This is a genomic window from uncultured Microbacterium sp. (assembly GCF_947489255.1).
In the GTDB taxonomy this organism is placed as follows: Bacteria; Actinomycetota; Actinomycetes; order Actinomycetales; family Microbacteriaceae; genus Microbacterium; species Microbacterium phycohabitans.
This window is the reverse complement of record NZ_CANLCY010000003.1, coordinates 638203-665198: the sequence shown is the minus strand read 5'-3', so window position 1 is coordinate 665198 and position 26996 is coordinate 638203. Positions and strand designations below refer to the sequence as shown.

23 protein-coding genes are annotated in these 26996 nt (G+C 71.1%); 12 read left to right on the top strand and 11 right to left on the bottom strand.

Annotated elements, in window-relative coordinates:
- The first annotated feature begins 106 nt into the window (after nucleotides 1-106).
- The 10 genes from Q0818_RS10490 to Q0818_RS10445 all read left to right on the top strand — a co-directional run bounded on the left by Q0818_RS10490 (nucleotide 107) and on the right by Q0818_RS10445 (nucleotide 11532).
- The gene (locus tag Q0818_RS10490; RefSeq protein WP_298874207.1) at nucleotides 107-1888 is read left to right on the top strand and encodes a primosomal protein; all 1782 of its coding nucleotides are present in this window, start codon (nucleotides 107-109) and stop codon (nucleotides 1886-1888) included.
- Nucleotides 1885-2922, top strand: coding sequence for an HAD-IIA family hydrolase (locus Q0818_RS10485; protein ID WP_298874206.1), 1038 nt, complete (start codon nucleotides 1885-1887; stop codon nucleotides 2920-2922). The genes Q0818_RS10490 and Q0818_RS10485 overlap by 4 nt, the downstream gene beginning before the upstream one ends.
- A 19-nt stretch (nucleotides 2923-2941) precedes the next feature.
- Nucleotides 2942-3112 carry a hypothetical protein gene (locus Q0818_RS10480; protein ID WP_298874204.1) on the top strand — a complete coding sequence of 57 codons (171 nt, stop codon included), beginning with the start codon at nucleotides 2942-2944 and terminating at the stop codon, nucleotides 3110-3112.
- Nucleotides 3109-3909: a TlyA family RNA methyltransferase gene (locus Q0818_RS10475; RefSeq protein ID WP_298874202.1), complete on the top strand. Its 801-nt coding sequence runs from the start codon at nucleotides 3109-3111 to the stop codon at nucleotides 3907-3909. Before Q0818_RS10480 ends, Q0818_RS10475 begins: the two co-directional genes overlap by 4 nt.
- Nucleotides 3906-4826, top strand: coding sequence for an NAD kinase (locus tag Q0818_RS10470; RefSeq protein ID WP_298874200.1), 921 nt, complete (start codon nucleotides 3906-3908; stop codon nucleotides 4824-4826). The genes Q0818_RS10475 and Q0818_RS10470 overlap by 4 nt, the downstream gene beginning before the upstream one ends.
- Nucleotides 4823-6517, top strand: a complete 1695-nt coding sequence (recN, locus tag Q0818_RS10465) for a DNA repair protein RecN (protein WP_298874198.1) — start codon at nucleotides 4823-4825, stop codon at nucleotides 6515-6517. Before Q0818_RS10470 ends, recN begins: the two co-directional genes overlap by 4 nt.
- A 109-nt stretch (nucleotides 6518-6626) precedes the next feature.
- On the top strand, nucleotides 6627-8324 hold the full coding sequence (locus tag Q0818_RS10460) for a CTP synthase (protein ID WP_298874268.1): 1698 nt from the start codon (nucleotides 6627-6629) through the stop codon (nucleotides 8322-8324).
- A gap of 1 nt (nucleotide 8325) precedes the next feature.
- Nucleotides 8326-8904 (top strand): NUDIX hydrolase, encoded by a 579-nt coding sequence (locus tag Q0818_RS10455; RefSeq protein WP_298874196.1) that lies wholly within the window; start codon nucleotides 8326-8328, stop codon nucleotides 8902-8904.
- A gap of 1 nt (nucleotide 8905) precedes the next feature.
- A complete protein-coding gene (gene xerD, locus Q0818_RS10450) occupies nucleotides 8906-9835 on the top strand; it encodes a site-specific tyrosine recombinase XerD (RefSeq protein WP_298874194.1) in 930 nt (309 codons plus the stop codon).
- A gap of 56 nt (nucleotides 9836-9891) precedes the next feature.
- Nucleotides 9892-11532, top strand: a complete 1641-nt coding sequence (locus tag Q0818_RS10445) for an ABC-F family ATP-binding cassette domain-containing protein (RefSeq protein WP_298874192.1) — start codon at nucleotides 9892-9894, stop codon at nucleotides 11530-11532.
- Between the two features lie 152 nt (nucleotides 11533-11684).
- Here Q0818_RS10445 and Q0818_RS10440 read toward each other — a convergent pair whose 3' ends face one another.
- The 5 genes from Q0818_RS10440 to Q0818_RS10420 form a co-directional block, all read right to left on the bottom strand.
- Entirely contained in the window at nucleotides 11685-12029 is a 345-nt protein-coding gene (locus Q0818_RS10440) for a LysR family transcriptional regulator (protein ID WP_298874190.1), read from the bottom strand.
- Between the two features lie 133 nt (nucleotides 12030-12162).
- Complete coding sequence (locus Q0818_RS10435; protein ID WP_298874188.1) at nucleotides 12163-12963, bottom strand: hypothetical protein; 801 nt, start codon at nucleotides 12961-12963, stop codon at nucleotides 12163-12165.
- Between the two features lie 149 nt (nucleotides 12964-13112).
- Nucleotides 13113-14666 (bottom strand): GMC family oxidoreductase, encoded by a 1554-nt coding sequence (locus Q0818_RS10430; RefSeq protein ID WP_298874186.1) that lies wholly within the window; start codon nucleotides 14664-14666, stop codon nucleotides 13113-13115.
- Nucleotides 14663-16057 carry an alpha/beta fold hydrolase gene (locus Q0818_RS10425; protein WP_298874184.1) on the bottom strand — a complete coding sequence of 465 codons (1395 nt, stop codon included), beginning with the start codon at nucleotides 16055-16057 and terminating at the stop codon, nucleotides 14663-14665. Before Q0818_RS10425 ends, Q0818_RS10430 begins: the two co-directional genes overlap by 4 nt.
- 152 nt (nucleotides 16058-16209) lie before the next feature.
- Nucleotides 16210-17112 carry an SDR family oxidoreductase gene (locus Q0818_RS10420; protein WP_298874183.1) on the bottom strand — a complete coding sequence of 301 codons (903 nt, stop codon included), beginning with the start codon at nucleotides 17110-17112 and terminating at the stop codon, nucleotides 16210-16212.
- A gap of 137 nt (nucleotides 17113-17249) precedes the next feature.
- Here Q0818_RS10420 and Q0818_RS10415 point away from each other — a divergent pair, with 137 nt between their 5' ends.
- Nucleotides 17250-18335: a glycosyltransferase family 4 protein gene (locus Q0818_RS10415; protein WP_298874182.1), complete on the top strand. Its 1086-nt coding sequence runs from the start codon at nucleotides 17250-17252 to the stop codon at nucleotides 18333-18335.
- Between the two features lie 10 nt (nucleotides 18336-18345).
- On the opposite strand, the gene Q0818_RS10410 is transcribed toward Q0818_RS10415, so the two are convergent.
- The 3 genes from Q0818_RS10410 to Q0818_RS10400 form a co-directional block, all read right to left on the bottom strand.
- Nucleotides 18346-19410 carry a glycosyltransferase family 1 protein gene (locus Q0818_RS10410; RefSeq protein WP_298874181.1) on the bottom strand — a complete coding sequence of 355 codons (1065 nt, stop codon included), beginning with the start codon at nucleotides 19408-19410 and terminating at the stop codon, nucleotides 18346-18348.
- Nucleotides 19411-19526: 116 nt separating this feature from the next.
- A complete protein-coding gene (locus tag Q0818_RS10405; RefSeq protein ID WP_298874180.1) occupies nucleotides 19527-20717 on the bottom strand; it encodes a nucleotidyltransferase family protein in 1191 nt (396 codons plus the stop codon).
- Between the two features lie 130 nt (nucleotides 20718-20847).
- Entirely contained in the window at nucleotides 20848-22302 is a 1455-nt protein-coding gene (locus Q0818_RS10400) for an oligosaccharide flippase family protein (RefSeq protein ID WP_298874179.1), read from the bottom strand.
- A gap of 121 nt (nucleotides 22303-22423) precedes the next feature.
- On the opposite strand from Q0818_RS10400, the gene Q0818_RS10395 reads away from it, so the two are divergent.
- Nucleotides 22424-23674, top strand: a complete 1251-nt coding sequence (locus Q0818_RS10395) for an O-antigen ligase family protein (protein WP_298874178.1) — start codon at nucleotides 22424-22426, stop codon at nucleotides 23672-23674.
- Nucleotides 23675-23707: 33 nt separating this feature from the next.
- Here the strand turns inward: Q0818_RS10395 and Q0818_RS10390 are convergent, their stop codons facing one another.
- From Q0818_RS10390 to Q0818_RS10380, 3 genes are all read right to left on the bottom strand, one after another.
- Entirely contained in the window at nucleotides 23708-24703 is a 996-nt protein-coding gene (locus Q0818_RS10390; protein ID WP_298874176.1) for a LacI family DNA-binding transcriptional regulator, read from the bottom strand.
- A 202-nt stretch (nucleotides 24704-24905) separates the two neighbouring features.
- Nucleotides 24906-26060, bottom strand: a complete 1155-nt coding sequence (locus Q0818_RS10385; RefSeq protein WP_298874174.1) for a Gfo/Idh/MocA family oxidoreductase — start codon at nucleotides 26058-26060, stop codon at nucleotides 24906-24908.
- A gap of 82 nt (nucleotides 26061-26142) precedes the next feature.
- The gene (locus Q0818_RS10380; RefSeq protein ID WP_298874173.1) at nucleotides 26143-26982 is read right to left on the bottom strand and encodes an aldolase; all 840 of its coding nucleotides are present in this window, start codon (nucleotides 26980-26982) and stop codon (nucleotides 26143-26145) included.
- Between the last annotated feature and the right edge of the window lie 14 nt (nucleotides 26983-26996).

Below are 26996 nucleotides of genomic sequence, written 5' to 3'. Positions count from 1 at the left end.
ACCCTGTGGGAGAGTAGGACACCGCCGGACTTCCTTTAACGAAATGGCCACCCAACGCTGGGTGGCCATTTCGCATTTATGGGCAGTTTTTCCGGGGAGGACGATCATGTCGACGGACGATTCCAACGAGCGCAGGAGCAACGAGGGGCGTTCGGGCGACCGTGCGTTCGACCGTGGCCGGCCGTCGCGCGGTGATGGTTCTTCGTCGCGCGCAGATCGGCCTGCCCGCCGCGACGGCGAGAACGCCGGACGTCCTCGGCGCGATGGGGATCGTCCGTTCCGCCGCGATGGTGACCGCCCGGTTCGTCGCGATGGGGATCGCCCGGTTCGTCGGGACGGGGACCGCCCGGTTCGTCGGGATGGGGATTCGCGTCCCTTCCGTCAGGATGGTGATCGTCCGTTCCGCCGCGATGGTGACCGCCCGGTTCGTCGCGATGGTGAGCGCCCGGTTCGTCGGGACGGGGACCGTCCCGTGCGTCGGGATGGGGATTCGCGTCCGTACCGTCAGGATGGTGATCGTCCGTTCCGTCGCGATGGTGACCGTCCGGTTCGTCGGGATGGGGACCGTCCCGTGCGTCGGGATGGGGAGTCGCGTCCGTACCGTCAGGATGGCGATCGCCCGTTCCGTCGGGACGGAGACCGCCCCGTGCGTCGGGACGGGGAGTCGCGTCCGTACCGTAAGGGCGGTGACCGCCCGGCGCGTCGTGATGGTGAGCGCCCCGTGCGTCGGGACGGGGAATCGCGTCCCTACCGTCAGGACGGGGACCGCCCGTTCCGTCGCGACGGCGACCGTCCGTCGTACCGGGGTGGCGATAGCCGCCCGGAGCGTCGCGACGGCGGAGAACGTGGTTTCACCGGCAGCGATCGGCGTCCCTCGCGGGACAGTCGTCCCGGCGCCGGCGCTCCGCGCCGCTTCGACCGGGACGACGCGCGTGCGACGCGTCCGCCGCAGGATCGGCGCGAGCGGGGACCGGAGTTGCCCGAAGACGTCACCGCCTTCGACCTGCCCGGCGCGGCACGTAACGAGCTCAAGACCCTGAGCAAGGACAACGCCGACAACGTCGCCCGGCACCTGGCCATGGCGGCTCGCGTGATCGATGAGGACCCCGCCCTCGCCCACCAGCACGCTCTGGCCGCCTCACGCAGCGCTGGCCGCGTCGGCGTCGTGCGCGAGACCGTCGCGATCACCGCCTATGCGGTCGGTGATTTCGCGCTCGCGCTGCGCGAGCTGCGCACGCATCGCCGCATCACGGGATCCGACGAGCAGCTGCCGTTGATCGTCGACAGCGAGCGCGGGGTTGGTCGCCCCGACCGCGCCCTCGAGGAAGGCCGTGCGGTCGACCGCTCGACCCTGTCGGTGCCCGTGCGCGTCCAGCTCGCCATCGCCATGTCGGGCGCGCGTCTCGACCTCGGTCAGACCGACCGTGCCCTGCAGGAGCTGGAGATCCCCGAGGCGGATCCCGACCGTGCGTTCGAGTGGAGCCCGGCGCTCTTCTCGGCGCGCGCGGCTGTGCTGGAGGAGCTGGGACGCGACGCGGAGGCCGCCGAATGGCAGCGCCGCGCGGACATCGCCGCGGAGGCGCTCGACGCTGCCGCAGGTGTCGCCGACCGGGAGGTGATCGTCGTCGAGGAGATCGACCTGATCGACGACGAGGGCGGGGTGGATGTGGCATCCGGTGTCATTCCCGTCGACGACGTCGACGAGGACGACGTCGCGGACGAATCCGACGAACCGGTCGACGACGCGGGCGATGGGGATGTCGATCCGGCGGAGCCGGACGCGGGCGCGGATCTCTCGGACGAAGAGGCCTCCGTCTCGGACGAGGACGCGGCTGACCCGGACGCACGTGAGACGGCGTCGGACGACGAAGTCGAGGGGTCGCGATGATCTTCCGTCGGACGGCGGCGCAGCCGACGCCGCTGGACGGGGTGGACGTCGTGCTCTCCGACCTCGACGGGGTGGTCTACGCGGGTCCGGGGGCGCTTCCGCACGCGGTCGACAGCCTCAACCGGGCGCAGTCCGAGGGCCGGCGCCTCGGGTACATCACCAACAACGCCTCTCGCACCGACGCATCGGTGGCCGAACACCTGAGCTCGCTCGGACTGACGGTGGCGGCGGACGACGTGACCACGAGTCCGCAAGCCGCGATGCGGTTGATGAAGGATCTCGTCCCGGCGGGCTCCAAGCTCCTCGTGATCGGTGGCGAGGGCCTCGTCGTCGAGGTCGAGAAGGCCGGCTTCGTCGTCACCCGCAGTGCCGACGACTCCCCGGCCGCGGTCGTGCAGGGTTTCGCACCGGACGTGGGTTGGAAGCATCTCGCTGAGGCCGCCTACGCTCTGGCGACCCCGATCGAGGAGGGTGGCATCCCCTGGGTCGCCACGAACACCGACTGGACCATTCCCCAGGCGCGGGGCATCGCCCCGGGCAACGGCACGCTCGTCTCGGCCGTCCACACGGCGGTGGGGCGCCTCGCGACCATCGCCGGGAAGCCGGAGCGGCCCATCTTCGACGAGGCTGTGACGCGCACGGGTGCGAGCTCGCCGTTGTTCATCGGCGATCGGCTCGACACCGACATCCAGGGTGCGCGCACCGCCGAGATGCCGTCGGTGCTCGTGCTCACCGGCATCGACCGGCCGAAGCAGGTGCTCGCGGCGCCGCCGTCGCAGCGTCCCGACTACATCGTCGAGGATCTGCGTCAGCTGTTCGAGCCGTACCCCGCGACCGTCGTCAAGGGCGACCGCACGCGGGTCGGCGACGCGATCGTCGAGATCGACGGTGTCGACCTGCGCATCGTGGCCGCCGGCGACCGGCAGATCGACCTCTTGCGTGCCGGCGCCGCCGCGATCTGGAACTCGGGCCGCGCCATCTTCGGCTTCCGCGTGCCGGAGCGTCTGTACGCGGACCCGTTCCGAGTGCGCTGACGTCGGTAGCATGGCATCCATGTCGGACAGTGCCGCCCCGGATGCCCCGACCGATCTGATCGATCGGCTGCGCCTCATCGAGGAGCAGCCCCTCGACGCGCGCGCGGATGCCTACGCCGCCGTGCACGAAGAACTGGCGCAGCGCCTCGCGTCGGCCCCGACCGATCCGTCGCCGACCTCGCGCCCGTGACGACCCGCCTCGATGCCGAGCTCGCCGCCCGCGGACTCGCCCGCTCCCGCTCGCACGCCTCGCAGCTGATCGCCTCGGGCGTCGTGAGCGTCGACGGCCGGCCGGTGGTCAAACCGTCGACGCCGGTCGCAGCGGAGAGCGAGATCTCGGTGGCCGGCGCCGACCACTACGTCAGCCGGGCGGCGCACAAGCTGATCGCGGGCCTCGACGCCTTCCAGATCGGGGTGGAGGGGCGCACCGCCCTCGACCTCGGGGCGTCGACGGGAGGATTCACGCAGGTGCTGCGCGAACGCGGTGCCCGACCCGTCATGGCGGTCGACGTGGGGCACGGTCAGTTGTCCACCGTTGTGGCGACCGACCCCGGCGTGGTGTCGGTCGAGGGGTATAACGTGCGGTTCATGACCGCCGACTCCCTCGCCGCCGCGACGGGTGTCGACGAGCGCCCGCGCGTGGTGACCGGTGATCTGTCGTTCATCTCGCTGCACCACGTGATCCCGGCTATCGCCGAGACCGCGGCAGCCGACGCCGACGTCGTTCTGCTGATCAAACCGCAGTTCGAGGTGGGTCGTACCGCGGTGAAGGGTGGTCTGGTGACCGATCCCGCGCTGCGCTCGGACGCCGTGCACGGTGTCCTCTGGGCGGCGTGGGACACGGGGCTGCGCACGGCCGGACTCATCGCCTCGCCCCTCGTCGGAACGCACGGCAACCAGGAGTATGTCGCGTGGTTCTCGGCCGTCCGGGGCGGTGACCCCTCAGAATGGGAGAGCACCGTGACCGAATTGACCGGAAGCCGATGACCCCCAGCGATCGCCGAATCCTCCTCGTCGTGCACGCACGCCGTGACGACACCGTCCACGCCGCCGAACGCATCCTCACCGCGGTCCGCGCGGCGGGAGCGACGCCCGTGGTGTCGGCCGAGGATCGTCCGGAGCTCGCCGAGCGGCTGTCGCTCGAGGGGGTTGGGACCTTGGGCGTCGACGTCGACGTCGCCGACGTCGAGCTCGCGATCGTCCTCGGTGGCGACGGGACGATCCTGCGCGCGGCCGAGACCGTGCGCGGGGGGACGGCGCCCATCCTCGGCATCAACATGGGCCACGTCGGCTTCCTCGCGGAGATCGAACGCGACGACATGGACGACGCGGTGCGCCGCGTGATCGCCCGCGACTACACCGTCGAGGAGCGTCTCGCCCTCGCCGTGCGGGTCTTGGACGCCGATGACAGCGTCATCTTCGAGACCTGGGCCCTGAACGAGGCGACCGTCGAGAAGGCCAGTCGCGAGCGCATGCTCGAGGTGGTCATGGAGGTCGACGGACGCCCGCTGTCGTCGTTCGGATGCGACGGCGTCGTCGTCGCCTCGCCCACCGGCTCGACGGCGTACAACTTCTCGGCCGGCGGGCCGGTGATCTGGCCCACCGTCGAGGCGATCGCGGTGGTGCCGCTGTCGGCGCACGCCCTCTTCGCGCGCCCCCTCGTGGTGAGCCCCGACGCCACGGTCGCCGTCGAGGTGCTCGAGCGCACGAGCGGGAGCGGCATCCTGTGGTGCGACGGTCGCCGTTCGCACGAGCTGCCGCCCGGAGCGAGGGTCGTGGTGCGCCGTTCGTCGCGGCCGGTGCGCCTCGCCCGCCTGCACCCGGCGGCGTTCACGGATCGGCTGGTGCGCAAGTTCCGCCTCCCCGTGACCGGATGGCGCGGGGCGACGGGAGGTGCCGTGTGATCGAGGAGATGCGGCTCAAGGACCTCGGCGTGATCGCCGACGCGACCCTGCCCATCGGGCGGGGATTCACCGCGATCACCGGCGAGACCGGCGCCGGCAAGACGATGGTCGTGACCGGTCTGGGACTGCTCCTCGGGCAGCGGGCGGACTCGGGCGCCGTGCGCTCGGGAGCCGCGCAGGCGGCGGTCGAGGGCGTGTGGCTCGTGCCGGAGGACGGACCCGTCGCCGCGCGCGTGCGCGAGGCGGGCGGCGACGTCGAGCCCGTCGGCGAGGGGGCGGCGGAGTTGTACCTCGCCCGCACCGTGTCGAGCGAGGGACGCGGTCGCGCCACGGTGGGCGGCCGCACCGCTCCCGCGGGAGTCCTCGCCGATCTCGCCGACGATCTCGTGGTCGTTCACGGGCAGTCCGACCAGTTGCGTCTGCGTTCGGCGTCGGCGCAGCGCGATGCGCTCGACCGCTTCGGCGGCGACGCGGTGTCCACGGCCCGGACGACGTATCGCGCCGCGTGGGACGCCTGGCGCGCCCTCGACGGCGAGCTGTCGACACTCACCGGTGACCGCGACGAACGGGCCCGCGAAGCCGAGCAGCTGCGCGCAGCGATCGCCGAGATCGAGGCGGCCGCACCCCTCGCCGGCGAGGAGGACGAGCTCGCGCGGCGCGCGGAGCGTCTGGCGAACGCCGAGGAACTGCGCGTCGCCGCGGTGACCGCGCACGCGGCCCTGTCGGACGAGGACGGGGGCCCCGATGTCGTGTCGCTCCTGGCCGAGGCCCGGCGCGCCCTGGAACGCATCTCGGGCAGCGACGCCGCCCTCGCCGCCATCGGCGAGCAGGTCGCCGACCTGGGCTACCGCGCGACCGACGTCTCTGTCGCGCTCTCGGGCTACCTGGCCGACCTCGACGAGTCCGGCCCCCACGAGCTGGCCGCCGTCGACGAGCGTCGGGGCGTCCTCGCCGCCCTGGCCCGCACGCACGGCTCGGTGGACGCCGCCCTCGACCTGCTGGCGACCGGATCGGCGCGCCTCGTCGAGCTGGACGACGACGACGATCGCGTCGAACGCCTCACCGCTGAACGCGACGACGCGGCGCGCGCGCTCGACGCGGCCGCCGACGCCCTGACCGCGGCCCGTCGCGATGCGGCGGAGCGGCTCGGAGCCGCGGTCACCGAGGAGCTGCACGCCCTCGCCCTCCTCGACGCGCGGCTGACGGTCGACGTGGCCCCCGCCCCTGCCGCCGCGCACGGGCGCGACGACGTGTCGATCCTGCTCGCCCCCCACCCCGGGGCCGACCCGCGGCCGGTCTCGCGCGGTGCGTCGGGCGGAGAGCTCAGCCGCGTGATGCTCGCCATCGAGGTGGTCATCGCCGGCGTCGACCCGGTGCCGACGTTCGTCTTCGACGAGGTGGATGCCGGGATCGGCGGCGCCGCGGCCATCGAGGTCGGCCGACGCCTGGCACGCCTCGCCGAGTCGTCGCAGGTGATCGCGGTCACGCACCTCGCGCAGGTCGCCGCTTTCGCGGGGAACCATCTCACGGTCGTCAAGGGCAACGACGGCTCGGTCACGGCATCCAGCGTCCGCCGGCTCGACGGAGCGGAGCGCGAGGCGGAGATGGCGCGGCTGCTGTCGGGACTGAGCGATTCGGATGCCGCTCTCACGCACGCGCGAGAGCTGCTCGAGACCGGCCGGGCGCGCTGACGCGACCGCTCGGACCCTGTTCGACACGCGGGCGTGACGTGGATGTCGGACGGGGCTGTCAGACTCTGAGGCGAACCCCCACACCCGACTGATAGGATCGAAGCCCGTGATGCAGACTTCGGACGCGGGACATTCAGACAGCACGACCTTCACGACGAAGCACATCTTCGTGACCGGAGGAGTCGTCTCCTCCCTGGGCAAAGGCCTGACGGCGGCAAGCCTCGGCAACCTCCTCACGGCCCGCGGACTCCGCGTGGTCATGCAGAAGCTCGATCCCTACCTCAACGTGGATCCGGGCACCATGAACCCGTTCCAGCACGGTGAGGTCTTCGTGACCGACGACGGCGCCGAGACCGACCTCGACATCGGTCACTACGAGCGCTTCCTCGACATCGAGCTCAGCCAGGCCGCCAATGTCACCACGGGCCAGATCTACTCGCAGGTCATCGCGCGCGAGCGTCGCGGCGAGTACCTCGGCGACACCGTGCAGGTCATCCCGCACATCACCGACGAGATCAAGCGCCGCATGCGCCTGCAGGCGAGCGAGAGCCCGCAGCCCGACGTCATCATCACCGAGATCGGCGGAACGGTCGGCGACATCGAGTCGCAGCCCTTCATCGAGTCGGCGCGTCAGATCCGTCACGAACTCGGACGCAAGAACGTCTTCTTCGTTCACGTGTCGCTCGTGCCCTTCATGGGCGCCTCGGGCGAGCAGAAGACCAAGCCCACGCAGCACTCCGTCGCGACGCTGCGCTCCATCGGCATCCAGCCCGACGCCCTCGTGCTGCGCAGCGACCGGCCCGTCACCGAGTCGAACAAGCGCAAGATCGCGCTCATGTGCGACGTCGACGAGGACGCGGTCGTCAACGCCATCGACGTGCCGAGCATCTACGACATCCCCTCGATGATGCACGACCAGGGTCTCGACGCCTACATCGTCGACGCGCTCGAGATCAGCAAGGCCGCAGACGTCGACTGGACGCGCTGGAACCGCGTGCTTCAGGCGGTGCACAACCCCAAGCACGAGGTCACGATCGGACTCGTCGGCAAGTACATCGACCTCCCCGACGCCTACCTGTCGGTCACCGAGGCCATCAAGGCCGGTGGCTTCGGTCAGGAGACGCACGTCACGATCACCTGGATCCCCTCCGACCTGTGCGAGACGCCCGAGGGGGCGGCCAAGGCCCTCGGAGCGGTCGACGGCATCATCGTGCCCGGCGGGTTCGGCATCCGCGGTATCGAGGGCAAGCTCGGCGCGCTGCGCTTCGCCCGCGAGCAGGGTATCCCCACCCTCGGCATCTGCCTCGGCCTGCAGTGCATGGTCATCGAGTACGCGCGCACCGTCGCCGGGCTCGAGGGCGCGTCGTCGAGCGAGTTCGACCCCGACACGGCGCACCCGGTCGTGGCGACGATGGCCGAGCAGGTCGACATCCTCGAAAGCGGCGACCTGGGCGGAACGATGCGTCTGGGGCTGTACCCGGCCGCACTCGCGGAGGGCTCTCTCGCGGCGGAGGTGTACGGCGCGAACAGCATCTCGGAGCGCCACCGTCACCGCTACGAGGTCAACAACGCCTACCGCCAGCAGCTCAGCGATGCAGGGCTCGTGTTCTCGGGGCTGAACCCCGACCTCGACCTGGTCGAGTTCGTCGAACTGCCGCGCGACGTGCACCCGTACTACATCGCCACGCAGGCGCACCCCGAGCTGCGCTCGCGTCCGACCGAGCCGCACCCCCTGTTCCGCGGGCTCGTCGGCGCGGCCCTCGAGCGGCACCGTTCGAGCGAGCTGTTCGACGTCGAGGAGGACTGAGGTGGAGCAGCTGCGCGACGAGCCGGTCGACCTCGAGGTCGTCTCCACCGAGGTGGTCTACGAGGGCGCCGTCTGGGACGTCCGCAGCGACACCGTCCGCTACGGCGACGGTGAGATGACGCGCCAGTACGTCGAGCACCCGGGGGCGGCGGCCGTCGTGGCGATCGACGACGACGAGCGGGTGGTGCTCATCCAGCAGTACCGCCACCCCATCAAGGAGCGCGACTGGGAGATCCCGGCGGGGCTGCTCGACGTCGCGGGCGAGCCACCGCTGGAGACTGCGAAGCGCGAGCTGACCGAGGAGGTCGACCTCGAAGCCGACCGCTGGCAGCACCTCCTGTCGATGCGCACCACGCCGGGGGGCAACGACGAGATCGTGCACCTCTTCCTCGCGCGCGGTCTGCGCGCGGTCGAGACCGACTACGAGCGCGAGCACGAGGAGTCCGACATGCGGGTGGAGCGCGTCGCGCTCGCCGAGGTGATCGACGGGGTCATCGCCGGGCGCCTGCGCAACGGCATCCTGGCAGTGGGAGCGCTCGCCGCCGCCGAGGTGCTGCGCCGCGAGGCCGCGTCGGCCTGACGTGGAGCTCGAGCGCGCCGTCGAGACGTATCTGCGCCACGTCGCGCTCGAGCGGGGCCTCTCGGAGCACACCGTCGCCGCGTACCGCCGCGATCTCGACGTGTACGTCGAGTGGCTGCGCGCGCGGGGGATCGTGGATGCCGAGGCGGTGACGCCCGAACTGGTCGCCGACTTCGGGGCGGAGCGCGCCTCGGCCGAGCCTCCTCCCGCGGCGTCGTCCCTGGCGCGGATGCAGTCGTCCGTGCGGGGGCTCCACCGCTTCCTCGTGCGTGAAGGGCGGGCCGAGACCGACCCGAGCGGGCGCCTGCGTCCGCCGAAGACGCCCCGCCGTCTGCCGAAGGCACTGACGATCGCCCAGGTCGACGACCTCCTCGATGCCGCGGGGCCGGCGCCGGGGTCCGAAGACGCGTCGGCGGCGGAACCGGCATCCGTTCGCGATCGGGCGCTGCTCGAGCTGCTCTACGCCACGGGGGCACGCGTATCGGAGATCGTGCAGCTCGACGTCGACGACGTCGCGCAGGGCGATCTGCTGCGGGTCCGCGGCAAGGGCGACAAGGAACGCGTCGTGCCCGTGGGCTCGTACGCCCGAGCCGCCCTCGATGCGTACCTGACGCGCGTGCGCCCGGCCCTCGCGGCGAAGGGACGCGCCACGCCGCGGCTCTTCCTCGGCGTGCGCGGTGCCCCGCTTTCGCGGCAGAGCACCTGGCTCATCATCCAGGCCGCGGCCGAGGGTGCGGGGCTCACCGCCCACGTCTCGCCGCACACCCTGCGGCACTCGTTCGCGACGCATCTGCTGCAGGGCGGTGCCGACGTGCGCGTCGTGCAGGAACTCCTGGGCCACGCCTCGGTCGCGACGACCCAGATCTATACGCACGTCTCGGTCGACGCCTTGCGCGACGTCTACGCGACCTCTCATCCGCGCGCGCGGTGAGGCGCGGAGCGACAGAACGGACGATCGTCCGGCGATCGGCCTGAGAAACTAGGGGGATGACCGCCACCCTCGTCGCTCAGAACCTCGCCGGGGGCTACGGCCACCGCACGCTCTTCGAGGGCGTCGACCTCACGGTCGCGCCGGGCGACGTCGTCGGGCTCGTCGGCGCCAACGGCGCCGGGAAGTCGACCCTGCTGCGACTGCTCGCCGGGGCCGACGAGCCCCTGTCCGGGACCGTCAACCTGGCGCCCGCGGACGCGTTCGTGGGGTGGCTGCCGCAGGAGCACGAGCGCGTGGCGGGAGAGACCGTCGCGCAGTACATCGCGCGGCGGACGGGGTGCGCCGACGCGACCCGCGAGATGGATGCCACGGCCGCGGCCCTCGGCGACCCCACGGCCGTGGGCGCCGACGACGCCTATGCCACGGCCCTAGAACGGTGGCTCGCGAGCGGCGCAGCCGACCTCGACGAGCGGATGCCGCAGGTGCTGGCCGACCTCGGGCTCGAGGTGGGACCGGATGCCGAGATGACCGGACTCTCGGGGGGCCAGGCGGCCCGCGTGGGGCTCGCGGCGCTGCTGCTGTCGCGGTTCGACATCGCCCTGCTGGACGAGCCGACGAACGATCTGGATCTGGACGGTCTCGAGCGGCTCGAGACCTTCGTGCGGGGTCTTCGCGGTGGGGTGGTGCTGGTCAGCCACGATCGCGAGTTCCTCGCGCGCGCGGTGACCCGGGTGCTCGAGCTCGACCTGGCGCAGAACACGCATCGCGTCTACGGCGGCGGGTACGACGCCTACCTCGAGGAGCGCGCGACGCTGCGGCGTCAGGCGCGGGAGAAGTACGAGGAATACGCGGACACCAAGGCCGATCTCGTGTCGCGCGCGCGGACCCAGCGCGAGTGGTCGAGCCAGGGCGTGCGCAACGCGATGAAGAAGTCGCCCGACAACGACAAGATCCGCCGCAAGGCCGCCACCGAGTCGAGCGAGAAGCAGGCGCAGAAGGTCCGGCAGATGGAGAGCCGCATCGCGCGCCTCGAGGAGGTCGAGGAGCCCCGCAAGGAGTGGCAGCTCGAATTCACGATCGGCTCGGCGCCGCGGTCGAGCTCCGTCGTGTCGACTCTGTCCGGCGCCGTGTTCCGGCAGGGCGGTTTCGCGCTGGGTCCGGTCTCGCTGCAGGTCAATGCGGGCGAGCGCATCGGCATCACGGGTCCGAACGGTGCCGGGAAGTCGACGCTGCTGCGCGGCATCCTGGGCCGTCAGGCGCCGGACGAGGGCACCGCTTCGCTCGGGACGAGCGTCGCGATCGGCGAGATCGATCAGGCCCGGTCGCTGTTGGTGGGGGAGCGCCCGCTGGCCGAGACGTTCGAGGGCTTCGTGCCGGAGATGAACGCGGGCGAGGTGCGCACGCTGCTGGCCAAGTTCGGTCTCAAGGCCGACCACGTCACGCGCGCGGTGGACGCGCTGTCGCCGGGGGAGCGGACGCGCGCGGGGCTCGCATTGCTGCAGGCGCGCGGGGTCAACGTGCTCGTGCTCGACGAGCCGACGAACCACCTCGATCTTCCCGCGATCGAGCAGCTCGAGCAGGCGCTGGGCTCGTACACCGGGACGCTGCTGCTGGTCACCCACGACCGGCGCATGCTCGCGGCCGTGGAGACCGACCGGCGCTGGCAGGTCGAGGCCGGGGTCGTGACCGAGCTGTAGCCGCAGCGCTGTAGCCGCAGCGCTCGAGGGCGCGCCGCGCGGACGCGCTCAGGTGCGAGAAACGCTGATCCTGCCGAGACTCGCTCCGGTGCAGCGAGTTTCGGCACGATGAGCGTTTATCGCGGGGCAGGGAGACCGCATCGGGGTACGGGTCAGCGCCCCTGGCGCTTCTTGTAGGGCTTCGGCTCGCCCTTCACGATCGGGGCGCGCCCCTTGCCCTTGTTGGCCTTCGCCTTGCCGCCGCCGGGGGCCTTCTGCCGGGGTGCGGGCGGGGGCGCGTCCGCGATGCGGTGGTGCGCCTCTTCGAGCAGCAGGCGACCTGCCGGGGTGAGGTGCGTCGGCGGGGTCCGCGAGATCAGCGACTGCCCCACCTCCTCCTCGAGCTTGTCGACGGTGGTGTACAACGACGCGAGGGGGATGCGCAGCTTCTCGGCCGAGCGCGGGAAATGCAGCTCCTCGGCGAGGACGGCGAACCGGCGGAGATGCTCGAGCTTCATGGCATCCATTCTCCCGTGTCGAGCGGCATCCGGTTGAGTGTCCACGACACGCCGCCGCGCGCGGGGTGCGAACGGTATGTCGTGGACACTCGACGGAGAGGGGGACCGCGGTGAGGTCGCCTCGCCCGGAAGGTCAGTACTCCTGAGCGGGGAGCAACTCGGCCTGCCACACCTGGAAAGCGGGCACGGTCGTGTTCCCACCGATCTGCGTGTCGTAGGAGAAGCTGCCGAGCACGGTGACCCAGAGCTTCACGTGATCGCCCTGGACGAGCGGGTCGAACACGGGACAGGTCGATGCCGCATCCCCTGACGTGGCGAAGGAGTTCTGCTCGTAGTCGTACGAATTCTCCTTCTGGTCGTTCGCGATCGAGATGAGCGCGTTGCACGGCCCCGTTGCGGAGTCGAGCTGCGAGATGCTGCCGAACACGATGAGGTTCTGTCCGACGTTGTTGTCGGGTTCTTTTGCGATCAGCGCGAGAGTTCGCTCGTCGACCGTCCCGAAGCTCGACAGATCGGGGGCCGTGGGCGGCTCAGGCGTTGCGGTCACCGCGGCCTGCGGCGACGGCGACACGGGGGACGGAAGTGCTTCCGCGGTGTCGGCCGCAGGCCCCTCGGCCGTCGTGCTGACGACCGGAACCGGCCGTGCGCTCGTCGGCGAGTTGAGGAACGCGATGAGACCGATGGAGGAGATCAGCCCGGCGAGCAGGGCGAGCGATCCCGCGACGATGGCCACGATTCCCACCCATGCCGGCCTCTTGCGAACCAGGGCGACAATGCCGAGGACGACCGCGGCGACGCCCAGCGCGACCCCGAGGAAAGGAACAAGCCCGAGGAGGAAGGCGATGCAGCCGACCCCCAACGCCACCCAGCCGAGGACACCGATCGGCGTCCCGCGGCGAGCGGTGGAGCGCTCTCCAAGGGGTGGAGAATCCATCGTCGGACTTTCAGGAGATTCATAGGACACCTCGCGATGGTACAGCGGAGGCGGCCAGGTCGAACTACGACACGGTCTCGCCCTCCCGGGATGCTGACGTGGCGAGGCCCGCGCTCGGCCGGGCGGGAGAGCGCGGCCGAGCGGCGCGGTCAGGCGGCGGCGGAGGCCAGGAAGCGGTCGGCGGTGCGGAGCGAGAGCGCCATGATCGTCAGCGCCGGGTTCGCGGCGATCGCCGAGGGGAAGACGGAGTTGTCGCAGATCCACAGGTTGGGGATCTCGTGGGAGCGGCCGTCGGCGTCCACCACGCCGTCCGAGGGGTCGGTCGACATGCGGCAGGTTCCGATCGTGTGGGCCGTGCGGGCCAAGACGATCGTCTCCCGCGCACCGGCCGCCTCCATCACCCGCAGCATGAACGCCGTCGCGTGCTTGTCGATCGCCTTCTCGTTCTCGCCGGCGGTGAAGGTGACGCGCGCCCGGGCGATGCCGAACTCGTCGGTCTCGTCGCTCAGCACGAGCCGGTTGTCGTCGGAGGGGAGGCAGTCGGCGTTGATGCCGATTCCCGCCATGAACCGCGCCTGATCGAGGCGCTGCATGAGCTCGGGGCCCCAGAGGCCTCCGCCGCGCACGAGCGTCGTCGAGTAGGTGAGGGGCATGACGCCGAGGCTCTGGAGGAGGTATCCGCCGGCGAAGTCCGCGTCGGCGGGGCGCATCATGTCTTCGGAGATCAGCGACGAGGGGTAGCCGCGGTGCCCGCGCACCGGCTCGTCGAAGCGACCCCATACCTGCGTCGCCCCGTGAGCGAGGAAGTTGCGACCCACCTGGCCGCTGTCGTTCGCCAGACCCGTGTGCAGGAGCAGGCGGGGCGTCTCGACGCCCCCGCCGGCGAGCACGAGAGCGCGGCAGCGCTGTCGGCGGTCCACGCCGTCCTTGCGGTAGACGACGGCGGCGACGTGGCCGCGATCGTCGAGCTCGATGCCGTGCACCATCGACTCGCTGCGGATCTCGGCACCGGCCGCGACCGCCGCCGGCAGATAGGTGTTGGCGGTGGAGGCCTTGGCATCCACTCGGCACCCCTGGTGGCATTCGCCGCAGTTGACGCACGCGCCGCGCTCGCCGTGGTGATCCTGCAGGCGGGCACGCGTAAGCACCGCGGCCGGGGCGTCGGCCCAGCGCACGCCGAGGGCGTCGCAGCCCTTGGCCACGAGGTTCGCCGGAGCGTTGCGCTTCGCCGGGGCGTAGGCGTAGGTGCGGGTGGGATCCCACGGGTAGGGGGTCGGGCCCGAGACGCCGATGTCGCCCTCGACGCGCTCGACGTACGACAGCAGTTCGTCGGGATCGACCGGCCAGTCGCGGCCCACGCCCGACTCCGTGCGGATGGCGAGGTCGCGGCGATCGGGGCGCGGCGTGAAGGCGCCCCAGTGCAGCATCGAACCGCCGACGCCGCGTCCGCTGTTGTTCGGCCCGAACGCCGTGGGGTCGTCGCCGCCGCTCAGGCGCTCCGACATCCAGTTGATCTCGACCGCCTCGGTCTCGTCGGGGGTCAGGTCGTCGAGGGCGAAGTGGCGCCCGGCCTCGAGGGCGACGACGCTGAGACCCTTGCGGGCGAGTTCGGCCGTCAGCGGCGCCCCTCCGGCTCCGGTTCCGACGACGACGACGTCGACCGTCTCGTCGTCGGCGAAGGTGCGCATGGCTTCGAGGTTCATGCGGCGTCTCCCGTCGCGATTGTGCCGCCGACTCCGGACGGCTCCCAGTCTTCTCGGCGCCCCAGCCGCAGTTCCACGTAGCCCCGCATGGGCGATCCGCCGGTGGCGAACCCGTCGTAGCCGACGCGCGCCATGCTCGCGGGGTGCGCGAGCCACTGGCGAACGAGGTCGTTGCGGACGTCTTCCAGCCAGGCCTTCATCCGCTCGGCGTCGAACGCCCCCTCGGCGGTGCTCTCACCCTCGATCGCCGCGCGCAGGATGCGGTCGCGATCAGCGGGATCGGTCGCCCAGACGCCGGCGAGGGTGTCGAGCCCGGCGCGATAGGCCTCGGGATCGGGCGGAAGATCGGCGTTTCGCCATCCGTCGCCCTCGCCGCGGGCCAACTGCGCGTCGACGCGGGCGGCGATGTCGATCGCGCGTCCCTCCTGCGGAACCACCAGGTCCGCGATCTCGCGCAGCAGGGTCAGCTGGGCCAGGTCGAGCGCCGCGGGCGCATAGCCGCGGTCGTCGGGCAGCGCACGACGGGCCAGGATGCCGCGCACCCGGTCGTCGACGCGATCGCCCGCGATGAGGCGCGCCCACTCGTCGGGGACGACGGGTCCCACCCGCACCTCCTCGTCGACGAAGCGGGCGATCGCCTCCGCGGCCTCCGCGTCGCGCTCGAGCGGAATGAGGTGCCCCGTGTCGGGCAGGGCGACGAAGCGGGCGCGCGGGTACACCGCGGCCAGCAGGCCCGGCTGAGCCGCCGCGCCGAGGTCGGCATCGTCTTCGCCGGCCAGCACGAGCGCGGGCAGATCGAGCAGGCCCACCTCGGCCGTGGCGTCGACCGTGCTGCCCGTCTCGAGCCAGGCGCGCCAGACCGCGGGCGACGTGCGGCGCAGGCCGTCGAGCGCCACCGCATGCGCCTCGGCGTCGAGCGGCTCCGCCACGTTCTGGGCGACGAAGGTCTCGGCATCCTCGTCGGAGAGCGGACCATCGGCCACCCACGACAGCATGCGCTCGCGGCGCTCTTCGTCCATCGGCTCGGGTCTCGGCGGCGAGGGCGCCATGAGCACGACCCCTGCCAGACCGAACAGGGCTGCCTCGCCACGGAGGACACGGGATGCCACGAGCGCGGTGACCTTGCCGCCCATGCTGTGACCGCCGAGCAGCCACGGTCCGCCGTCGTGCGCGGCGAGGACGCGCTCGACATGCGCGACGGTGCGGGTCAGGTCGGTCTCGGTGGCGTCGGCCTCGGACCCGAACCCGGGGAGGTCGATGCCCACGACACGGACGCGTCCGGCCAGCCGATCCGCCAGGCGGTCGAACGACCGGGCGCTCGCGCCGAGCGCGTGCAGCAGGTATAGGGTGAGGGGCGCCTCGTCGGGAACGGAGGCGGTGTCTTCGGACATGTCCTCACCGTTTCGCACCGCGCGCTCGAGAGAGGGTCGGTTGCGGATCGGGGCGATTTACGCAAGCGAGCACGGCGCGCGGTGAACACGACGCAGGGGGCGTGCGCGACGAACGCCCCGACCCGAGGGACGGGGCGTTCGCGGAGCAGGGGTCAGGGGGTGACCATGCCGCCGTTGACGTTGAGCGTCTCGCCCGAGACGTAGCTGGATTCGGCGGAGGCCAGGAAGACGAACGCCGGCGCGATCTCGGCGGGCTGCCCCGCGCGCTGATAGGTGCTCTCGTCGTCGAAGTGCTCCATCTGGTCGTCGGAGACCCCCTGGCTCACCTGCAGAGCCGACCAGGTGGGTCCGGGCGCCACGACGTTGACGCGGATGCCACGGGAGGCGAGCTGCTGGGCGAGGCCCTTCGACAGGTTGTTGATGGCCGCCTTCGTCGCGGCGTAGTCGAGACGGTCGGGCGCCGGCACGTAGGCCTCGAGGGAGGCGGTGTTGATGATCGTGCCGCCCTCCGGAAGGTGGGCCAGCGCGGCTTTGGTGATCCAGAACGGCGCGAAGACGTTGGTGCGGAACGTCTGCTCGAACTGCTCGTCGGACAGGTCGTCGACCTTTTCGACCATGACCTGCTTCCCGGCGTTGTTCACGACGATGTCCAGGCCGCCGAGGGCCTCGGCCGCGTGGGCGACGAGGTCGCGGCACGCGCCCGGGTCGGTGATGTCGGTCGCGATCGAGACGCCGGTGCGGCCGGCATCCCGGATCTGGTCGAGGATGTGGTCGGCGTCGCGCTGCTCGTCGGGGAGGTGCACGATCGCGACGTCGGCGCCCTCGCGCGCGAAGGCGATCGCGACGGCCCCGCCGATCCCCGAGTCGCCGCCGGTGATGAGGGCCTTGCGGCCCGTGAGGCGTCCGAGACCGCGGTACGTCTTCTCGCCGAGGTCGGGCACGGGGGTCATGTCGGCCTGCACGCCCGGCTCGGGCTGGTGCTGGAGGGGCGGTTCGACGCGGGCGTAGCGCGTGACCGGGTTGTCGAAAGTGAACTGGTCGCGATCGTGGCTCATGCAGCGACGGTAGACACGCGCGTCGCCGGACGACCGAGCCTTGACGGCGAGGCCATCGTCCCGCAGGGTGCGTCACCCGCCGTTTCGCCGAGCGGATCGGACATGACGACCTCTCCGCTCGGCTCTACCTTCTCGGGGTGTCTGCATCGAACGGTTCCTCTCGCCCTCCTCGTGTCGTGCTCCACCTCGTCGACCGCAGTACCGGCGGCGTCCCCGTCGCCGTCCGGGGATACATCGCGAACACGCCGCCGGGGTTCTCGCACGTCGTCGCTTCGCCGCACGTCGGCGGCACTCCCGCTCCCGTCTGGCGGGAGGGCGACGGAAAGGCGGAGATCCATCATGTCGCCTGGGAGGTCTCGACTCCGCTGCGCGCCGTGCGGTCGCTGCGCGGGATTCTTCGACAGGTGGACCCCGATGTCGTGCACGCTCACTCGAGCTTCCCCGGCGCCTATGCTCGGCTCCTCGGCGCGGGAGACGCGCGTCTGGTGTACACGCCCCACTGCTTCGCGTTCGAGCGACGGGATATCGGTGCGGCGCCCCGGGCGGTCTATCGGGCGATCGAGCGGGCCCTTCGAGGTCGTGCCGATGTGCTGGCGTCGGGCGGGCCGGGCGAAGCGGTCGCCGCTCGCGGGCTGGGGTACCCGGAAGACCGGCTCCGCGTCATCCCCAACGTGCCGTCGGTGCATCGACCGGCGTCCGCTCGACGCCCCGCCGTGCGCCCCACGAGAACCCTGACCGTGGGGATGCTGGGGCGTTGGGCCCCTCAGAAGGATCCGGCCGCGTTCATCTCCCTGGTCCGGCGACTGCGCAGCGAGCTCCCGGGGGTGACCGTGCGGGCTAAGTGGATCGGTGGGGGCGATGGCGCCGAGGGGGCGCCGGACGACATCGACGTCACCGGATGGCAGACGCCGGATGGCGTCGCCACCGAACTCGCGAGCCTTGACGTCTACCTGCACACGGCGGCGTGGGAAGCGGCGGTGGCGATCGCCATCCTCGACGCGTGGGAATGCGGCATCCCCATCCTCGCGCGCCCCATTCCGGCGATGCCCGGGCTGCCGCCGATGGTCGGCGTGGACGATGGGCTGAGCGGACTCGTCGAGGCCGTGCGCTCGGGTCGTCTGCAGGACTGGGCCGACGACAACCGGGCGCGATGGGGCGGCTACCTGGACGGGCGGTTCACCCCGCAGTCGCAGCGCACCGCCCTGGGCCGCGTGTGGGGGTGAGGTGGGGATCTCAGCTCGGGGCCGCCGAGACCCGATCGATGAGATCGGAGATCCGCTCAGCGGATGTCTGCCAGGAGAATCGGGCCTCGTTCTCGCGTCCACGGCGGGTGAGGTCGGCGCGGAGGGCGGGATCGCGGTCGAGTTCCTCGAGGCCGCGGCGGATGTCGTCGACGTCGGCCGGGTCGATCCAGTGTGCGCTGTCGCCCAGGACTTCGGGAAGTGCGCTCGATCGGGCCGCCAGGACCGGTGCGCCCATGCGTTGGGCTTCGAGCGGGGGGATGCCGAATCCCTCGTACAGCGAAGGGAAGACGAATGCCGTGGCCCCACGGTAGAGCCGCATCAGCTCGTCGTCGTCGACGCGCCCGAGCGCGCGCGTACGAGGGGACGCCGTCGTCGATCGGGAATGGAACGCCCGGGCTTGATGGCCCACGATGAGCAGCCGCTGGATGTGGTTGAGGTCGGCGGCCTCGAACGCGGCGACGAGGGCGTCGAAGTTCTTGTGGCGATTGGGAGAGGAAACGGCCAGCGCATAGGGAACGCCCTCGTCGTGAGCAGGGCCGTCGGCCGCGAAAGCGGATGAGACGGCGTTGGAGACCACGGTGATGCGTGCGGGGTCCACTCCGAACTCGTGGGCGATCTCGCGAGCGGAGAAGCTGCTCACCGTGAGCACGCCGACGCTGCGCCGTAGCAGGATCGGCGTCATCGCCGCGTAGAGCAGACGGAACGATCGGGCGAAGCTCTCCGGGTGACGCACCCAGATGATGTCGTGACACGTCACGAGTTGAGGTCCGTAGGAGACGGGACCGGTGTTCGCCCACCCCAACAGCAGGGGAGAACCCGAACGACGCAGGTGGCGGGGGAGGCTGACCTGTTCCCAGGCGTGGCCGCCCAGCCGACCTACTTGCACGATGTCGGCGCCGATGTCGGTGTCGATGAGGTCTCCGGGTGGTGCGACGACCGTGAGGGGCCGGATCTGCGCGAGCGCTCGCGTGATCTCTCGCGCGAAGCGTTGGACTCCCGTGGGCGTGTGCGTCAGGAATCGCCCGTTGACGACGACGGCGCGGTTCGCGTTCATGATGTCTTCTTCCTCTGGATCGAACCGAGCCGACCGGCGGGTGATCGGCGGGGTCGAGCGGCTGTGCACGGGCGGTCGAGAGGGAGTCACGAGATCGCCGACGGCGGCGTTCGGGTTCACGATCCCGCTTCGTCGCGTTCGACACCGGCGCGGGAAGGTAAGCTCCGCGCGACGTCGCGGAACCCCCTTTTCAGGCGTCGGAAACGGGCGCGGAGGGCGTTCGTCGTCGGGTCTCCCCATCGCCGCGCAGAGGCGAGCGCGACGTCGTCGGGTGCCCAGATGGAGCGCATCGCGCAGCGCAGCAGCACGAGCGGAGGTTCGTCGCGCAGAGCGACCCAGTACGCGCGAGCCCGAGTCGGCTGACTCCGCCACTCCCAGTCCCTCGGCGTGCCGAGGGCGTCTTCGGAGAAGTCCGCATGAGGATCGACTTCCTGCAGCACCTCGAGCAGGGCGGGCACGGCACCCATCTCGCGGGCCATGTCGACCGATCCCGCCGCGCGGGAGAGGAGATCGACGGCTGCGGCCCGCCCGGCATCCGTGAGCGGCGGCCGTCCGATCTCGGGGCGGACGGCGTGCAGTGCCGCCAGAACGGCATGTGCATCGGCGCGCGGCACGAGCGCATCGAAGCCGGCGAACCGCGCGGGCGCGGCGTGTTCGTACAGGGAGGCGAAGGCGGCGGCATCGTCGAAGGTCAGCCCGGGCATGCGACGGTGGACGTCGATCTCGCAGCCCCAACCCGTCGGTTTCATCGTGATGGTGTGGTGAGCTTGCGCGCCCTGCCACGGATGAGGTTCACGACTCCATCCCCACTCGCGCAGCGCCTCTGCGAGATGCTCCCATCGATCGGGTGCGCACCACAGGTCCACGTCGCCGGAATGCTCGCGATTCCGCAGGCCCTGCTGGAAGAGCGTCGGACCCTTGATGAACACGCACGCGATGTCGTTCTGCGCGGCTACGTGGGCGACCAGCGCGTAGACCAGCTCATGAAAGGGAGACGAGAGCGTCGGCCGTTCGATCCGATGGACGCGGGCACGATGACCCGCATCGCGGGCGACGATCGCGCTCTGCTCCATCTCTGTCAGCAGCTCTCGCTCCGCCGGGGTCACTCGGTGGTCTTCGAGAGGTCCATCCCTTACGAGGCGTCGCCACAACGAGGCGCCGATCGACGTGAGGCACAACGCCTCCGCGGGCCGCGCGGGTAGGACCATGATTTCGGCCGCGGGCTCGAAGAACGGCAGACCGTGGACGTCGAGCACCCCGGCGGCGATCGCCGTCCAGGTGATGGCGGGTGGGGCGACGGACGGCATGCTGCTCCGGGGAAGGGACGGGAAACACCACTGTGGCGTCGTCGACGCGTCGTCCGACGCGCGGAGGCGGCGGGGCAGGCGTCATACGGGAGCAACTTCACCCGTCATGTGGCCCGGCGCTCGACGACGATCAGCTGCGCCTCTCGCGGCGTCGGAGCCCTTCGGTGATGGTGCGGAGATCGTGTCGTGCGGTGAGCAGCGCCAGTGATGTCACGACGATCGACCAGAGGGCGGTGATCGCCACCAGCCGGAGGACGGGGATCAGTGGGGCGAAGAACGCGGCGTCGGCGGTAACCGCGACCCCCAACGCGGCGGCGAAGATCGCGACGGGGCGGAGCCCGGCGCGAACGAGCGGCCACGACGGGACCCCCGTGCGCGGCAGGAAGACGACGGCGGCGGCGAGCCACAGCAGGAACTGCCCCACCGCGACAGCGGCGGCCACCGCGAGAGGGCCGAGCGGTGCGAGTCCGATCGCGAGCGCGATCATCGCGACGCGTCCCACCGCCTCGGAGGCCAGAAGCATCGCGGAGCGTCCGGTGGATACGAAGGCCCAGTACTGGGGGTAGCCGAGTGTCTGGAAGAGCGCGCCCAGGGCCAGGACCGGGACGAAGGCGGCCGCCGGGGCCCAGGCTTCCCCCAACACCACCTCGAGAGCCGGGCGCGCGGCGGCGACGAAGAGGCTGAGGTAGGCGAACGCGGGGTAGCAGAGCACGACCTGGAATCGAGACAAGCGCGCGCTCAGGTCGGACGCCGACGCGGCGACCGCCAGGTGGGGGATGACGACGCGCGTGAGAGGGGTGATGAGCTGATCGATGGGAAGATTCACGAGCTGGGTCGCCCTGTTGTAAAGACCGACCACCTGATCCGAGGCGGCTCGGGCGATCATGAGGGTGCCGACGTTGGTGGAGGCGTAATTCAAGGCGTGGACGACGAAGGTGTTCCCGCCGAAGGTCAGCAGGCTGCGCAGGTGCGAGCCGCGGCGGGGGAGTCCGGGGCGCCAGGAGGCGCACGCGAAAGCGATGACCAGTGTGACAGCGGCGGACAGCGTGCCCTGGATCGCGAGCGCGAGATAGCCGCCCCCCAGCGCTGCCAGCACGATGGCGCCGATGAGCCCCGACACGTCGCCGGCGAGCTCCGACCCCGCCAGTCGTCCCAGGCGTCCCGACCGGTTGAGCTCGACTCGCAACTGCGCGCTCGCTGAGCGCAGGAGGAAAGCGGGCGCCAGCAGCAGCAAGACCACGATCAGCCGCGCGTCGTCGAACGCGGTGGCCATAGCCGGGGCGATGCCCGCGACGATCCCCGCGGCCGCCGTCCCCACGCCGGTGTTGATCCAGAACAGATTCGTCTGCTGCTGATCGGTCAGCGAGGGCGCGCGCAGCGCGGCCATGCTGAGACCGAAATCCCCCAGCACCGCCGCCAGTCCGGCGACCGATGCGCCCAGCGCGACGATGCCGAAGTCGGCGGGGCCGACGAGCCGGGCCAGGATGACGATGCCGAGCACCTGGGAGACGTACCGGCCCCACTGCGCCCCGAGCAGCAGAAGGGCCCCTTTCCTTCGGGGGGCGACGACGTCGGTGGTGGTCACGGGGGTCTCCTTGCGCAGTACGGTGACGGCTGTGAGCACGCTAGACACGCCGCGGACATCTTCGCGGGGCACTGATTCTCCGCCGCGCGGGTTAGCCGGCTCCACCGGGGTGCGCCGGACGATGGTGATCGTGGTGTGGATCTACTCCATCGCCTCGCCCATCGTCGAGACGCTCCTGAGCGACCGACGGCACTACATGGAGGGAAAGACCACGACGGTTCCGTTGGCGGAGGCCCTCAATGATCTGGGCGCCGTCGTCGTGCCCGCGGTCGCCATCGCGGCGACCTTCTTCGTCATGCTGTACTGGAGAGTTCCGGGGCCGAGCGTGATGATCGCGGTGCTGCCGGGGATAGTGCTCGCGGCGAACGAGTTCGCACACGGCCGTCCGCCGACGCTCGGCCTCCTCCTCACCTCGGCGGTAGGGGCACTGCTGGTGAGCGTGCGGGTGAAGATGTCGGAATTGACCATCCTCGCCTACCTCGGCGCAGCCGTGGCCGGTGCGTCCCTGCTCGCGTTCTTCTTCGAACCGTCGAAGGTGCTCGTCTCCGGCGGAATCGGAACGTTCGACAAGTCCCTCACCGGCGCCCCCCTGCTGGCCGGGATCTTCTCGCACTCGAACACCTTCGGTATGTTCCTGGCGCTCTCGCTGCCCTGCGCGTTCCTCGTCCGTCGGTGGTTCGTCCGGTTGCTCCTCGTGGCGGTGCTGTGTGCGGCGCTCGTTCTCTCGTCGTCGCGGACCGCGCTCGCCGGGGCGGCTGCGGTGCTGGCCGTCATGATCTTGGCGCGGCTGCTCCCCCGACCGGCGTTCCTCTCCGTGGCCGTGGCCGGCTTCATCGCGTCGATCGTCGCGCTCTTCTGGCTCCCTCTCACGGAGACCGACCCCGAGGCCTACACGTTCCGTGGCGCGATCTGGATCTTCGACCGCGAGCAGCTCGGCGGGCACTGGATGTTCGGTCTCGGTGCGCACTGGTTCGCCGACAACTACGCGTTGTTGCGCGACGCGCTCTCGAGCGCCGCCAGCCACGCCCACAATCTCGCGCTGACGACCCTGGTGCAGGGCGGTGCCGTGGTGCTCGCCGCCGTGGGAGCGCTGGTCGTCGCCGGCTTCGTCTCGGCCCTGCGGCATCCATCGGCTCGGGAGCGTGCGGTCGGCATCGCCTTCGTCATCGGGCTTCTGGTGATCGGCGCGACGGAGACGCCGATCTCCCTGGTCGGGTGGTCTCCGTTGTCTGCGTCGGTGATGATCCCGCTCGTGGCTCTGGCCGGTCGGCCGTGGATCGAACGGGAGGAAGAGATGTTCGCACGGGCCACGGCGAATGATGCACCGGTCGTCCCGCTGACCCGCGCGGCGCTCCGGCAGCGCACCCGCTGAGCGGACTCGCGCCGAGCCGACCCTCGGCGGTTCTCAGCGCACGCCGCCGCGGTCGACCAGGTGCGTCGGCACGAGATGAGTGTGCGAGCCGGTCGCGGGGGCGTTCCGGCGCGCGAGCAGTGTTTCGGCGGCGAGGCGGCCGAGGCCGGCGATGTCGTAGTCGACGATACGGATGCGCCGCGGAAGCAGGTGGGACAGCTCGAAGTCGTCGAACCCCGCGAGGGCGATGTCGGCGCCACGCGGGAGGATGGCCTCGAGAACGCCGATGGTGACGCGGTTGTTGGCGCAGAACACGGCGGTCGGCGGGGCGTCGGACTCGAGCAGGCGCAGCATGGCGTCGCGGGCCACGGCCGGGGTGTGGAGTCCGTCGACCACCAGGGCGGGATCGGGTTCGCGCCCGGCGGCGGCGAAGGCCTCTTCGACGCCGGCCCAGCGCTCGGCCATCGTGTAGATGCTCCGCGCGTCGAGAAGCACCGCGATGCGACGGTGCCCCGCCTCGAGCAGCTCGGCGACCGCCGCTCGGGCGCCGCCGCGGTTGTCGAGGAGGATCGCATCGGCGGGGATGCCGCTGCCGGGGCGGTCGAGGAACACCACGGGAGTGCCGAGCTCGACCTCGCGCTGCAGGTAGGAGTGGTCGTCGGCGGTCGGGACCACGACGAGTCCGCCGACCTGGCGCTGGCACAGGTCGAGGGTGAGGGCGCGTTCGGTCGCGGCATCCTCCTCGCTGGATGCCATGACCAGGTGCATGCGCTCGCGGGAGACCGCCGACGACACGGCGGCGGCGATGGCCATGTAGAACGTGTTCGACAGGTCGGCGGCGATGAATCCGATCGTGTCGCGATCGCCGGAGCGCAAGCTCGCGGCAAGGGCGTTGCGGTGATAGCCGAGGCGATCGACCGCCGCGAGGACGCGCTCCGCCATCGCGGGGTCGACGTTCGGCTGGCCGTTGATGACGCGCGAGACGGTCTTGAAGCTGACGCCCGCCTCGGCGGCGACGTCGACCATCGTCGGTCGGCCGGACTTGCGCATGCGTCTCCTCGGGTGATGCCGTCGGGGGCGGCATCCTTCGAGCATAGGGATCGGCGGGGACGCGGTGCCATCCGGGCACGGGACGCGCGCGGCGGCCCGCGCGTCGATCGCTGCGTCCCGGCCGGCTCCCGGAACGACGAGTGTCCACGACACCCCGCGTCCCGCGAAGAGGAGGCGGCGTGTCGTGGACACTCGAGAGGGGTCAGACGGCGGGGGCGACCAGCGTGCCCGTCTCGTGCGAGGCGATGGCCGCGGCGAACAGGCGGTGGGTCAGAGCCGCCTCCTCGGGGCGCACGCAGCCGAACCCGTCACCGAGCTCGCCCAGGTACTCGGCGAGGAAGGCCGCCCACATCTGGAGGATGGCATCCGAGAATCCCGACTCGAAGTTGGGGCCGGTCACCGTCGGCCAGACCGACTGGCTGCCCGCATCGATGCTCTGCCAGCTCTGCTCGCGGCCCACCCCGGGAACGTCGATGACGGCGAACACCTCGACCTGCTTGGGGTTCTTCGTGCTGAAGCGGACGCCGCCCGACATGCCCACGGCCTCGAACTCCCACGTGTTCTTCTGCCCCGGCGCGATCCGCTTGGTCTCGGTCGTGAGAGGGAAGGGCGCGCCGTCGTGCCGCGCCCAGGAGTGGATCACGGCATTGTCCCACGTGTCGCACGGCTGAGGCGAGCCGTCGGGGCCGGGGCGCTCGGTGACGATGTCCTGCAGGATGCCGACGACCTTCTCCGGCGTCCAGCCCAGGCGCAGCGGCACGTGCCAGGTGTGCATACCGAGGTCGTTGAGGACTCCCGCGTCGCCGCAGAACTGCTTCTGCCGCTTCCAGTTCAGCGGCTTGTGCACGTCGATGTCACTGGAGTGCAGGAAGGTGCATTTCGCCTCGACGATGCGGCCGAGGGCGCCGGATCGCACGTAGTCGACGGCCCACTGCGCGCCGGGGAAGAACGGCATCTCGCTCGAGACGCGCACGAACGACCCGGTCGTCTCGTCGATGGCGGCGACGACCGCGTCGGCGGCGGCGCGGTCGATGCCGAACGGCTTCTCGGCCAGGAGGGCCTTTCCGGCGCGGATGGTGTCGACGTACAGGCGCTCGTGCAGGTCGTGGCGCACGGCGATGTAGACGACGTCGACGCGCGGATCGGCGAGAAGCTCGTGGTGGTCGGTCGTGGTCAGCTGCACCGTGTCGATGCGCTCGAAGAATTCCAGAGCCGCCGGGTTGATGTCGCACACGGCGACGAGCTCGGGCTCGGCGGGGTGGTCGATGAGCGCGGGCCAGCGGCGCAGGGCCGCCGCGATCTCGCGACCCATGAGGCCGCCGCCGATGATGCCGACGCCGATCTTCTTGCCGGTCATGCCTGGTCTCCTTCGCGGGAGGCGGGGGTCGTGGTGGGCGCGTCGGCGAGGACGCTGCGGGGTTCCGCGGCCGCGAGCGCGGTCATTCCGCACCGCCGATCAGGGCGAGGGCCTCGTCGACCGACGCGTTCTCGTGCACGACGGCCATGAGGGCGGCGGTGATACCGGCCGGGTCGCGGTGCTGGATGACGTTGCGGCCGTAGACGATGCCGCGGGCGCCCTGCTCGAGCACCGCCTGGGTGCGCTCCAGGAGCGTGCGGTCGTCGACGCGTCCGCCCCCGCGAACGAGCACCGGGGTGTCGCCGGCGGCCTGGATGACGCGGTGGTAGTCGCCGATGTCGTCGGTGGGGTCGGCCTTGATGAGGTCGGCGCCGAGCTCGCGCGCCTGCCGCACGAGGGTCACGACCTTGGCGGTGTCGCCGTCGACGCCGTAGCCGCCGCTGCCGGGCTTGGTCTGCATGACGAGGGGCTCGATCATGAGCGGCATCCCGTACTTCTCGGCGTCGGTGCGCAGCGCCAGGATCGAGCGGATGCACTGCTCGCGCACCTGCGACTCGCCGGGGAGGTCGAGGAGGTTCACGCACACCGCCACCGCGTCGAGGCGGACGGCGACCTCGATGGCATCCGGGACGTGGATGCTGTGCAGGTGCGACTCGAGCGGGTCGTTGTAGACGTTCGCGATGTCGGTGCGCAGCACCAGGCCGGGCTTCTGCTTGCCCGGGACGGACTGCAGTAGCGGGGCCTGGCCGAGCGTGAGCTGAACGGCGTCGGGGCCGGCGTCGACGAGGGTGGCGACGGTCTTCGCCATGTCTTCGATGCCGGTGAGGAACGAGGGCTCGTGGAACGCGCCGTGGTCGACGGCGACGTCGAACGCGCGACCGGAGCGCGCGTTGAAGAGGCGGTTGAGGCGGGGTTTCGACATGGGGTGTGGGTCTC

Coding starts and splice junctions, on each gene's coding strand:
- Q0818_RS10410 (WP_298874181.1), bottom strand. CDS start 19,410: ATGAACGCGAACCGCGCCGTCGTCGTCAACGGGCGATTCCTGACGCAC.
- Q0818_RS10430 (WP_298874186.1), bottom strand. CDS start 14,666: ATGAACCTCGAAGCCATGCGCACCTTCGCCGACGACGAGACGGTCGAC.
- Q0818_RS10390 (WP_298874176.1), bottom strand. CDS start 24,703: ATGCGCAAGTCCGGCCGACCGACGATGGTCGACGTCGCCGCCGAGGCG.
- Q0818_RS10445 (WP_298874192.1), top strand. CDS start 9,892: ATGACCGCCACCCTCGTCGCTCAGAACCTCGCCGGGGGCTACGGCCAC.
- Q0818_RS10405 (WP_298874180.1), bottom strand. CDS start 20,717: ATGCCGTCCGTCGCCCCACCCGCCATCACCTGGACGGCGATCGCCGCC.
- Q0818_RS10435 (WP_298874188.1), bottom strand. CDS start 12,963: ATGGATTCTCCACCCCTTGGAGAGCGCTCCACCGCTCGCCGCGGGACG.
- Q0818_RS10470 (WP_298874200.1), top strand. CDS start 3,906: ATGACCCCCAGCGATCGCCGAATCCTCCTCGTCGTGCACGCACGCCGT.
- Q0818_RS10485 (WP_298874206.1), top strand. CDS start 1,885: ATGATCTTCCGTCGGACGGCGGCGCAGCCGACGCCGCTGGACGGGGTG.
- Q0818_RS10480 (WP_298874204.1), top strand. CDS start 2,942: ATGTCGGACAGTGCCGCCCCGGATGCCCCGACCGATCTGATCGATCGG.
- Q0818_RS10460 (WP_298874268.1), top strand. CDS start 6,627: ATGCAGACTTCGGACGCGGGACATTCAGACAGCACGACCTTCACGACG.
- Q0818_RS10380 (WP_298874173.1), bottom strand. CDS start 26,982: ATGTCGAAACCCCGCCTCAACCGCCTCTTCAACGCGCGCTCCGGTCGC.
- Q0818_RS10420 (WP_298874183.1), bottom strand. CDS start 17,112: ATGAGCCACGATCGCGACCAGTTCACTTTCGACAACCCGGTCACGCGC.
- Q0818_RS10385 (WP_298874174.1), bottom strand. CDS start 26,060: ATGACCGGCAAGAAGATCGGCGTCGGCATCATCGGCGGCGGCCTCATG.
- Q0818_RS10395 (WP_298874178.1), top strand. CDS start 22,424: ATGGTGATCGTGGTGTGGATCTACTCCATCGCCTCGCCCATCGTCGAG.
- Q0818_RS10490 (WP_298874207.1), top strand. CDS start 107: ATGTCGACGGACGATTCCAACGAGCGCAGGAGCAACGAGGGGCGTTCG.
- Q0818_RS10425 (WP_298874184.1), bottom strand. CDS start 16,057: ATGTCCGAAGACACCGCCTCCGTTCCCGACGAGGCGCCCCTCACCCTA.
- Q0818_RS10440 (WP_298874190.1), bottom strand. CDS start 12,029: ATGAAGCTCGAGCATCTCCGCCGGTTCGCCGTCCTCGCCGAGGAGCTG.